This window comes from Endozoicomonas atrinae (assembly GCF_001647025.1).
Taxonomy (GTDB): domain Bacteria; phylum Pseudomonadota; class Gammaproteobacteria; order Pseudomonadales; family Endozoicomonadaceae; genus Endozoicomonas; species Endozoicomonas atrinae.
Window position 1 is genome coordinate 1 of the sequence record NZ_LUKQ02000191.1, and the last position, 10,411, is coordinate 10,411.

Below are 10,411 nucleotides of genomic sequence, written 5' to 3' on the forward strand. Positions count from 1 at the left end.
ACCATTCGCACCGGAGTTAAACAGCTCAGAAAGGCTATGGGAGTGGATGCGGGAGCATGACTTATCAAACAAAGCATTTTCAGGTTATGAAAATATTGTAGATTGTTGCTGTGAAGCTTGGAATAACCTTTGCAGCGAAGCTGGTCGACTGTTCAGTCTGTGCTCCCGTGATTGGGCAGTTATACAGTAGTTAGAAAATTCAATTGGTATAACAAGCTGTATCACGTATCGACCGTATCTGTCGTAAGTCAAGCTGCTCAGCGCTGCCCTTCGTGGGTGGGCCATCGTTATCCGGTGTCCGACTGCGTCTTTGAATCATGACTTGCGAGTTTCAGAAGTGCCTTCTGAAGCTATCACCGATAAGGATCAGGACTGAGCATCACAAGGGGGAGGCATGTCCTTACTGGAAGTAGAAGGGCTGCGCATCGAGTTTCCATCTCGTCATGGCACCGCTGTAGCTGTCAAAGGGGTTTCATTTACCCTCGAAAAAGGGGAAATACTGGGTCTTGTCGGTGAGTCCGGCGCCGGAAAATCCACCGTTGGAAATGCGGTCATTGACTTGCTGAGCCCTCCTGGCGTGGTCGCTGGTGGCAACATTAAGCTGGATGGTCAGGCCATCAGTGGTCTCAGTGGAGAAGCCATTCGCCGGATCCGTGGTCGTCGTATCGGGTTTATTTTTCAGGACCCAATGACTTCTCTTAACCCACTTTTGACCATTGAAACTCAGATGGTGGAAACCATCATGGTCAATCTGGGGCTTGACAAAGCTACGGCCTATGAAAAATCAATTGAATTGCTGGCCTCTGTTGGAATTTCAGAGCCAGAGGTACGTATCAAGCAGTATCCTCACCAGTTTTCTGGAGGTATGCGACAGCGCGTAGTTATTGCAATTGCTCTGTCCGGCGATCCTGAGCTGATTATTGCCGACGAACCCACCACGGCGCTTGATGTATCTATTCAGAATCAGATCCTTGAATTGATCCGTAAGCTCTGTAAGGAAAGGGAAGTTGGCTGCCTTCTGGTCACCCACGATATGGGCGTTATTGCCAATGTGACGGATCGTGTAGCCGTTATGTACATGGGGGATCTGGTGGAACTGGGTTCTACTGAACAGATTCTATGCCGCCCCGAACACCCGTATACCAAAAGCCTGATCAGTGCAGTGCCCAGAACCGATATCAAACTGCACCGCTTTCCCAGGGTTGAGTACATTGAAAAAGAGCAGGGCCGCCATATTGATGTGAAGAACCACTGGCTGGGCCAGAAAGAGAGTCTTTCTGAGTTTAATGCAGAGATCAGCGGCAACGCTCTGTTGAAAGTGAAAGACGTTAACCTTCGTTTTGAAACCCAGTCGGCATTCTTTGAAAAAAACCGCCGTTATGTTCAGGCATCCAACCAGGTGTCATTTGAGGTGCGCCCTGGTGAAACCTTTGGTCTGGTAGGAGAGTCCGGATCCGGTAAGTCGACGATTGCACGGGTTATTGCCGGCCTTTATCCACCGGATTCTGGATTGATTGAGTTTGCTGGTCAGGATATTACCCGGCTGACAGAAAAACAGCGTAAGCCATTTCGCCGGCAGATCCAGATGGTGTTTCAAAACCCCTATTCCAGCATGAATGCCCGGATGACGGTGCAGGACATCATTGCCGAGCCCATTCGTTTTCATAAGCTGGCTGAATCAGAGCGCCAGATCAATAGTATTGTGGCCGATCTTCTGGATCACGTTGGCCTGGGACGTGCGGCAGGGGTCAAGTATCCCCATGAATTTTCCGGTGGTCAGCGTCAGCGAATCTCTATTGCCAGAGCTTTGGCAACGCGCCCCAGGTTTCTGATCTGTGATGAGCCAACCTCGGCTTTGGACGTATCGGTACAGGCCCAGATACTCAACCTGTTAAAAGACCTTCAGGAAGAGCTTGGTCTGACCATGCTATTCATCAGTCACGATCTGCCGGTGATTCTTCAGATGTGTGACCGGATTGGTGTGATGAAGATGGGGACACTGGTTGAAGTGGGGGATACCGACCGGATCTTCAGTGATCCACACCATGAATATACTCAGCATCTGATCAATATGATGCCAAGAGTTGAGAATCTGTCCCGCAGTGGGCTGGATATTGAATCCAGCGTTGCAGCGCATTCTTAAAAGCATGGATTGTTGTTGACATGGAGTTGTATGTCACCTTTCTGGATGGAAGGTGGCAATAATTTTAAACAGTGAAACACCTGTAATGGGGGAACGATGAAAAAAACCATGAAAAAGCTTGCTGGTGCGATTCTGGCAGCATCACTGGCGGTAGGAGCCCAGGCCGCCACGCTGAAAATGGCATACGACTCGGATCCGGTATCTCTGGATCCACATGAGCAGCTGTCTGGTGCAACGTTGCAGTTGTCTCACCTGGTGTTTGATCCACTGGTCCGCTGGGATGACAACCTTCAGTTTGAGCCACGTCTGGCTGAAAAGTGGGAGCGTATTGACGACAAGACCATGCGCTTTACCCTGCGTAAAGGCGTTAAATTTCACAGCGGTAATGCGTTGACGTCTGCCGATGTCAAATGGACTTTTGAACGACTGGTCAGCAGTCCGGACTTCAAAGCGGTGTTCGAGCCTTTTGAAACCGTGAAGGTTGTCGACGACTATACCTTTGATCTGGTGACAAAAGAGGCGTTCCCTCTGGTATTGAACTCTGCTACCTACATCTTCCCGATGGACAGCAAGTTCTATGCGGGTCTGGATAGCAAAGGTCAGGAGAAGTCTCTGCTGAAGAAGCACGGTGACACCTATGCCTCTAAAAATGCTTCTGGTACCGGCCCGTTCATCGTAACCGAGCGTCAGCAGGGTGTTCGTGTTGATTTCGAACGTTTTGATGGTTACTGGGATAAGAAATCTCCGGGTAATGTGGACGAGATTGTTCTTACACCCATTAAAGAAGGCCCAACTCGTGTAGCTGCTCTGCTGTCAGGTGACGTGGACTTTATCTTCCCTGTGCCGCCTAACGATCATAACCGCATCAAGAAGTCTGCCAATACGGACCTGGTTACACTGGGTGGTACCCGTATCATCAGTTTCCAGCTGAATCAGGAGCGTGTTGAAGCGTTCAAGGACAAGCGTGTTCGTCAGGCCATTAACTATGCCATCAATAATGACGGCATCGTTAAGAAAATCATGAAAGGCTTTGCGACACCTGCCGGTCAGCAGGGACCAAAAGGTTACGCAGGCTACGTTGACGACCTGCAGCCACGCTATGACCTGAAAAAGGCCAAGCAGCTGATGAAAGAAGCCGGTTATGAAAATGGCTTCTCTATCACCATGATGGCGCCAAACAACCGTTATGTGAACGATGCCAAGATCGCTCAGGCGGTGGCTTCCATGCTGTCAAAAATCAACATCAAGGTGGATCTGAAAACGCTGCCGAAAGCTCAATACTGGCCTGAGTTTGATGAGCGTTCTGCTGACATGATGATGATTGGCTGGCACTCCGACACTGAAGATTCCGCCAACTTTACTGAGTACCTGACTGCCTGTGCCGATTCGGTTTCCGGCTGGGGACAGTACAACTCCGGTAACTACTGCAATGAGGCGGTAGACACTCTGGTTAAGAAGGCCGGCTCTGAAACGGATCCGACTGTACGAGCTCAGATCCTGCAGGACGTTGAACGCACCCTTTATGAAGAAGCTGCCTTTGTTCCTCTGCACTGGCAGAACCTTGCCTGGGGTGCCAGCAAGAACGTAGCCGTCAAGGACGTGGTTAACGTGATGAACTTCCCTTACCTGGGAGACCTGGTGATCAAGGAGTAAGCCTTAGTATTACTCTTTGATTAGCCTTCGCAGCTCGGTGATCTTGAAGATATTGCCGGCCTGCGAAGGCAGGCAATTATAAGTGCATTGTTCGCTATTGCTTTTGTAGGCTATGGGCATCTGAAGGTTATTTATGCTGTTATTTTTAATGCGTAGGCTTATGCAAGGGCTGATAGTGATGTTTGTCATCAGCATTATCAGCTTTTCCATACAGGACAATCTGGGGGATCCACTCCGGGAGCTGGTAGGGCAATCGGTTTCGGAAGCCGAGCGTGAAAGGTTGCGTGATGAAATGGGGCTTAACGATCCGTTCCTCACTCAATACACAAGATTTATGGGCAAAGCGTTACAGGGCGATCTGGGGCAATCTTATTTTTTCAAAGAACCTGCGCTTGACGTTATCTTTGCCAAAATGCCAGCCACTCTTGAGCTGGTGTTTGCAGCGAGTTTGATCATTATTCTGGTTTCCATTCCAGCGGGTGTGTATTGTGCCATCAGACCAAACAGCTGGTTTACCAAACTTATTCTCGGGTTCAGTATTCTTGGTATTTCTGTCCCTGTCTTTCTTACCGCTATTTTCAGTATTTACCTTTTCTCTATTGAGCTGGGCTGGCTGCCATCTTATGGCCGGGGTGAGCTGGTACCGGTTATTGGTGGCTGGGAGAGTGGCCTGTTTACCAAAGATGGCCTGTTGCACCTGATACTGCCTGCCATCTCACTGGCCAGCATTATGCTGCCACTGTTTATTCGACTGATTCGCTCTGAAATGTCAGAAGTCCTGCATACCGAGTATGTAAAGTTTGCCAAAGCGAAAGGTTTGAAAAAGGCGCGTATCTACTTCCTCACATGCCCTGAAGAACACCATGCTGCCCGTTATTACCGTGGGCGGTGTTCAGATCGGAACCATGGTCGCTTATACCATTCTCACTGAGACGGTCTTCCAGTGGCCTGGCATGGGCTTCCTGTTTCTGGAAGCGGTCAATCGTGTGGATACTCCGCTGATTGTTGCCTACCTGATCGTTGTGGGTGCCATATTCGTGGTAGTGAATACACTGGTAGACCTGCTTTATGGCCTGATTAATCCGACCGTTAGACTGGCGAGGAGTGCCCAATGAGTGAATTGATATCAAACGCGCCGGTTGATCAGGGATTAGCTGAGGTGAGGGAAAGAACGCGCTGGGAGCGTTTCAAAAACTCTACCTTCTGGTACAGCTTCACCCGTGACAAGGTGGCGATGATCTGTGCCCTGATTTTCGCACTCTTTGTTGGGGCTGCGCTGCTGGCTCCAATCCTGGCACCAACGAATCCATACGATCTTTCGACCATCGATATCATGGATTCTGAGCTGCCTCCTTCCTGGGCAGAAGAGGGTGATGAGCGTTTTCTGCTGGGTACTGATGACCAGGGGCGGGACCTGTTCAGTACGATTCTCTATGGTATGAGAATCTCGCTGGCCATTGGTCTTTTTGCTGTGATGTTGCAGGCTTTTCTTGGCATTGTTCTGGGGCTTGCTGCTGGTTACTTTGGTGGACGTTTGGACAGCTTCCTGATGCGGGTGGCCGATATTCAGCTTTCGTTCTCAACCATGATGGTGGCCATTATTGTTCTGGCGGTTTTCCAGGCATCGTTTGGATCGGAGCTCTACAGCAAGCTGGCCATGTTGATGCTGATACTGGTCATCGGTATTGCTGAGTGGCCGCAGTATGCCCGTACTGTGAGGGCCTCTGTGCTGGCAGAAAAGAAGAAGGAGTATGTAGAGGCGGCCCGGGTCATGGGGTTTGGATCCGGACGTATTATGTTCCGGCATATCCTGCCGAATACACTGTCGCCCATTCTGGTGATCTCTACGGTTCAGATTGCCAATGCGATTATCAGTGAAGCAGCGTTGTCTTTTCTTGGTCTTGGTATGCCGGTATCCCAGCCTTCGCTCGGGTCTCTTATTTCCAGTGGTTTTGAGTATATCTTCTCTGGCAGCTGGTGGATTACGGTCATTCCCGGGGTTGTGCTGGTGGTTTTGGTGCTGGTGCTCAACCTTCTGGGTGACTGGCTGAGAGATGTGCTGAATCCAAAGCTATATAAGGGTTAGTTACTTATATGAGTTGTTCGTTATCGTGCTAAAAGGATGCAGCCATAACGGCATTGAGGCACAAAGAAATAATGGCTCTGCTTGTTACTTATATCAGTAGAGCGCAAAAGTCTTTGTGCCTTTGTATTTTTATGGGTTAGGGACGATTACTTTTTCTGCGGCAGGTGTGATTCAACCAGCCAGGTTAGCTTATCGATCTCACGTGTTCTTGCTGTCAGAAGATCTACTGAAATTGGGTCTCCATTTTCTTCCATATTGGCCATTGCCTGCAGGGCCTGGCTGGTCACAAAGGCCAGGCGCTGACCAATTACTTCAATATGTTCATCAATTGAGCTGAATGATTTTGGGTATGTGGGCAGCGAACTTTTTTCCGCTACCTTCTGCAGAGTGCCTTCCGGTTTATGCCCGAGCTGGGCAATTCGTTCGGCAATATCGTCGACGGTATCTTCGACAACCTCTGCAACTTCATCAAACAACCGGTGAACAGAAAGAAACTCACGGCCTGCCATGGTCCAGTGAGACTCTTTGATCTGCATGTTCAGATCAATGGCACTGTAGAGGAGCTTCTGAAGCTCCTGTGCAGAATATTGCTTAACATTTTCAGGCAAGGTTTCGTAAGTATGGGACATGGTGTGGCTCCAGTTACTACTTTTCCCCGGGGAATTCATGAAAATGGATAGGGCGCTGCCAGCATCAGTTGAGATATTTCTGATCCATAAGACAGTGGACAGATAGGCTGACAAACTATTAGAAGAAAATAGGAGAGAAATATCAGTTTGTACAAAAATGGGGGTAAGTCACAGCAGGGAGGTTCCAGACTGGTTTTTATTGTCTTATGTCTACCTATACGTCGTTTTTATGAATCTTTCTTTGTTTTGCATTTATTGCTTTCATAACCTTGTGGTACTCTTGCCTTTCTCTCGATTTGTTACCATTTTTCTTTCGTATAGGTAGAAGAGAAAAATCATGATTAAAGAAGTAGCGATGAGCAAACGTGTTGCTGTCTTGCTGGCAGATGGATTCGAAGAGGCAGAAGCCGTTGCCTTTATTGATATCATGCGTCGTCTGGATATCAATGTGGATGTTCTGGCCTGCAAGGATGAAGTAAAGCTCAATAGTTACTTTAAAGTGAACATCACTGCAGACTTCACCCTGAGCGAGAAGTTTGAAGAGAATTACGACGCTGTGATGATGCCGGGTGGTCCTGAGGGGACCGCAAACCTGACCAGCAATACAATGGTGATCGATTTCCTGAAGCGCCACATTGAAATGGGTAAGTACATCTGCCCACTCTGCTCTTCAGGCGCTAAAGTCGTTGCTGCGAATGGTCTGTTTGGTAAGCACAAGTACGTTTCTGGTCCAAACCTTTATAAGAACTTTGATGACGGCGTTCATGTTGATCAGAAAGTCGTTGTGGATGGCCAGTTTATCAGCGGCAAGGGGCTGGGCGTAGTGTTTGATTTTGCCTTTATTGTGGCAGAGCACTTGATTGGTCAGGGTACGGAAAAAGGTTCTGCCCGCTGGCAGGCTCTGCATATTGATTACGATGGCTGGCCTTACGCAGAATAAGCCTGATTCCTTCAGGGCATTAAGAAAGGACCACTTGGTTATAGATACAAGTGGTCTTTTTATTTCATAAGTAACTGTACAAAGAAGTGCTTTCTATTCGCTGCTTTGTTGATCTGTGTTAACAATACTGACTTATAAATTGGTTATTATCTGCTCAAATAATGGCTTTATGATGATCAACTTATTCAGATATGTCCCGTATAGCGTTGTTGTACCAGGGGTGTGAAGGTCAGACCCGGAAAATTACAGAAAGAATTGGCTATTGCCTTACCCAGGCCGGTCATGAGACGTTCCTCTGCTCTATTGCCGAGTTGAAAGATAGCTTCTCTCTCAACTCTTACGACGGGGTCGTTCTTGGATGTTCAATCCGTTACGGGAAACATCATCGCGAGTACTACCAGTTTATTGAGAAATACAGCGACCAGCTGGCAACCATACCGAGCTACTTCTTTTCTGTTAACCTGACAGCCCGAAAGCCTGAACGACGGGATCCTCATAACAACCGTTATCTGCAGAAATTCCTGAAACAGATTCCATGGACCCCGGACCGGGTAGAGGTGTTTGCAGGTGCACTGTTGTACACCCAATACCGTTGGGTGGATAAGCAGATGATCCGCTTGATTATGAAACTGACAGGTGGGCCTACTGACGTTACTCAGAATACCGAGTTTACGGACTGGAAACGTGTAAAGGCTTTTGCAGAGCAGTTAAACCAGGATTTTCAAAAGATAAGCCACCCGATGGCGACTTATGAGAGAGTCGTGGCAGAGAGTTCAGTCGCAAGTGTCAGTTAGACTTGGTGTGGTGCCTGAGATTAGTGACAGAAGAATACCAAAACCATAGATCACGGGCATGATAAGCGCTGTTCCCAGAATGATTAAATCCATAATGACGTCCTGTTCTTATTATATAAATGATGCGGTTTGGCTTTTTTGGAGCTGAGCTGCTGATTTGTGCATATTATCCCTCCAAAAAATAAGTTATTGACGTTTAGTATAGTCCTAAGTGGCTGGTTACAACCTGATGTTTCTTGTCCTTGTCTTGTCAGGTGGTTTTCATAGCCTACGTGACTGTTTTGTTAAAAGTCAAAATGCCGATACTTATTGCTGGGCAGGATGATAAAAGGAGAAAGTCTCAATGCACCTCGCTACCGGTTTTTTTCTTCTGGCGTTTTCTTTGATGGTGAATGCAGAAGGTTTGCAGAGCCAGCTGACACCCGGAGGTATTTTTGTCGGTCATGCATTACCAGGTAGTCGGGTTGTTTACGACAGCCAGGAAGTCAGGGTTGCGAAAGATGGGCGCTTTATTCTTGGTTTTGGCCGTGACGCGGAGCTGGAGCAATCCTATACAGAGTACTTTTCCAATGGCGAACTGAAAACGTTTTATTTATCCCTGAAACCTCGGGAATATAATATTCAGCGACTGACAGGAATTGCAAAAAAATACGTATCACCGGATGAAAGGGTATTATCACGTATTCGCAAAGAAGCTGAACAGGTCCGTGAAGCCAGGGTTCCAGATACTGACCAGGAGGATTTTTTTAACGGCTTTGGCTGGCCGGTAAAAGGACGCATCAGTGGTGTCTACGGCAGTCAACGGGTTTATAACGGTAAACCGGGACGTCCCCACTATGGTCTGGATATTGCGGTGCCCACTGGCACACCGGTAGCAGCGCCAGCTGATGGTATCGTGCGGCTGGTGGACTCAGACCTCTACTACTCTGGTGGTACGATCATTATCGATCATGGTCATGGCCTTTTCTCCAGTTTTCTCCACCTCAGTAAAGTCTCTGTGAAAGGTGGTGCTGCTATCAAACGGGGGCAGATTATCGGTGAAGTGGGCGCTACTGGCCGGGTTACCGGAGCACACCTTGACTGGCGTTATAACTGGTTTGATAAGCGACTTGATCCTGCATTGTTAACGCTTGGAGATCAGTAATTTCAATTGGTTCTTTGTTAGGGTTTGTTATGATCCTTCTCAGGGAGGACATGATCATGACATTTTTTCGCAAAGATCCTGATAAACAGCAGCTTCCATCCAGGGAAAAAGCACTGCCCGGTAGAATGGACGTTATGTCGGTCCCACCCCGGCATTATGTGAATGGACACCCACTGAAGCCTCCTTTTCCTGAGCACTTGCAGACCCTCTATTTTGGTCTTGGCTGTTTCTGGGGAGCAGAGCGATTGTTCTGGCAACTGCCCGGTGTTTATACAACGGCTGTTGGCTATGCAGGTGGTTACACACCCAATCCTACCTATCAAGAAGTCTGCTCCGGAGAAACCGGGCATACAGAAATCGTGATGGTGGTTTATGACCCTGAAAAGATAACGACACAGTCATTATTAAAAATTTTCTGGGAATCACATGATCCAACACAGGGAATGCGACAGGGAAATGATGTGGGTACCCAATATCGATCAGCAATTTATACAACCACGGATGAACAGACCCAACTGATAGAAAGCTCAAGGGATGAGTTCTCCGGGTCTTTGCGACAACAGGGGTATCCTGATATCACAACGGAGATCGCTGAGGCGCCACCATTTTATTACGCAGAAGAGTTTCACCAGCAGTATCTGGCTAAAAACCCCGGTGGGTACTGTGGCCTGAAAGGTACAGGGGTTTGCCTGGGGGGGGAACTGGTATTTTCCAGGCAAAAAAACGGGCAACCAAGAGAAAGATCAGGTTGCCCGGACGCAGTTTGCTGAATGGATTGAAACAGGAGCTTCATGAGCAGGTAACAGTGAGTTATACCAATTGAATTTTCTAACTACTGTATAACTGCCCAATCACGGGAGCACAGACTGAACAGTCGACCAGCTTCGCTGCAAAGGTTATTCCAAGCTTCACAGCAACAATCTACAATATTTTCATAACCTGAAAATGCTTTGTTTGATAAGTCATGCTCCCGCATCCACTCCCATAGCCTTTCTGAGCTGTTTAACTCCGGTGCGAATGGT

At 48.1% G+C, this 10,411-nt stretch carries 8 protein-coding genes and 3 pseudogenes; 9 read left to right on the top strand and 2 right to left on the bottom strand.

What is annotated here, in order from left to right; genetic code table 11:
- The 5 genes and pseudogenes from AK963_RS35685 to AK963_RS20540 form a co-directional block, all read left to right on the top strand.
- Positions 1–190: pseudogene (locus tag AK963_RS35685) on the top strand (IS630 family transposase); the annotation flags it as partial.
- 204 nt (positions 191–394) lie between these two features.
- A complete protein-coding gene (locus AK963_RS20525; protein ID WP_066017297.1) occupies positions 395–2,143 on the top strand; it encodes a dipeptide ABC transporter ATP-binding protein in 1,749 nt (582 codons plus the stop codon).
- Between the two features lie 96 nt (positions 2,144–2,239).
- Positions 2,240–3,796 carry an ABC transporter substrate-binding protein gene (locus tag AK963_RS20530; RefSeq protein WP_066017298.1) on the top strand — a complete coding sequence of 519 codons (1,557 nt, stop codon included), beginning with the start codon at positions 2,240–2,242 and terminating at the stop codon, positions 3,794–3,796.
- A 133-nt stretch (positions 3,797–3,929) separates the two neighbouring features.
- A pseudogene (locus tag AK963_RS20535) lies at positions 3,930–4,911 on the top strand (ABC transporter permease).
- Complete coding sequence (locus AK963_RS20540; protein ID WP_066017299.1) at positions 4,908–5,882, top strand: ABC transporter permease; 975 nt, start codon at positions 4,908–4,910, stop codon at positions 5,880–5,882. Before AK963_RS20535 ends, AK963_RS20540 begins: the two are co-directional and overlap by 4 nt.
- 146 nt (positions 5,883–6,028) lie before the next feature.
- Here the strand turns inward: AK963_RS20540 and dps are convergent, their stop codons facing one another.
- On the bottom strand, positions 6,029–6,511 hold the full coding sequence (dps, locus tag AK963_RS20545; RefSeq protein WP_066017300.1) for a DNA starvation/stationary phase protection protein Dps: 483 nt from the start codon (positions 6,509–6,511) through the stop codon (positions 6,029–6,031).
- Positions 6,512–6,848: 337 nt separating this feature from the next.
- Here dps and AK963_RS20550 point away from each other — a divergent pair, with 337 nt between their 5' ends.
- From AK963_RS20550 to msrA, 4 genes are all read left to right on the top strand, one after another.
- Positions 6,849–7,451, top strand: a complete 603-nt coding sequence (locus AK963_RS20550; protein ID WP_066017301.1) for a DJ-1/PfpI family protein — start codon at positions 6,849–6,851, stop codon at positions 7,449–7,451.
- A 191-nt stretch (positions 7,452–7,642) separates the two neighbouring features.
- Positions 7,643–8,245: a menaquinone-dependent protoporphyrinogen IX dehydrogenase gene (hemG, locus tag AK963_RS20555; protein ID WP_066017302.1), complete on the top strand. Its 603-nt coding sequence runs from the start codon at positions 7,643–7,645 to the stop codon at positions 8,243–8,245.
- Positions 8,246–8,588: 343 nt separating this feature from the next.
- On the top strand, positions 8,589–9,389 hold the full coding sequence (locus tag AK963_RS20560; RefSeq protein WP_066017303.1) for a M23 family metallopeptidase: 801 nt from the start codon (positions 8,589–8,591) through the stop codon (positions 9,387–9,389).
- 56 nt (positions 9,390–9,445) lie between these two features.
- Positions 9,446–10,159, top strand: coding sequence for a peptide-methionine (S)-S-oxide reductase MsrA (gene msrA, locus AK963_RS20565; RefSeq protein ID WP_083232807.1), 714 nt, complete (start codon positions 9,446–9,448; stop codon positions 10,157–10,159).
- Between the two features lie 62 nt (positions 10,160–10,221).
- On the opposite strand, the pseudogene AK963_RS35690 reads toward msrA, so the two are convergent.
- Positions 10,222–10,411, bottom strand: a pseudogene (locus tag AK963_RS35690) (IS630 family transposase); the annotation flags it as partial.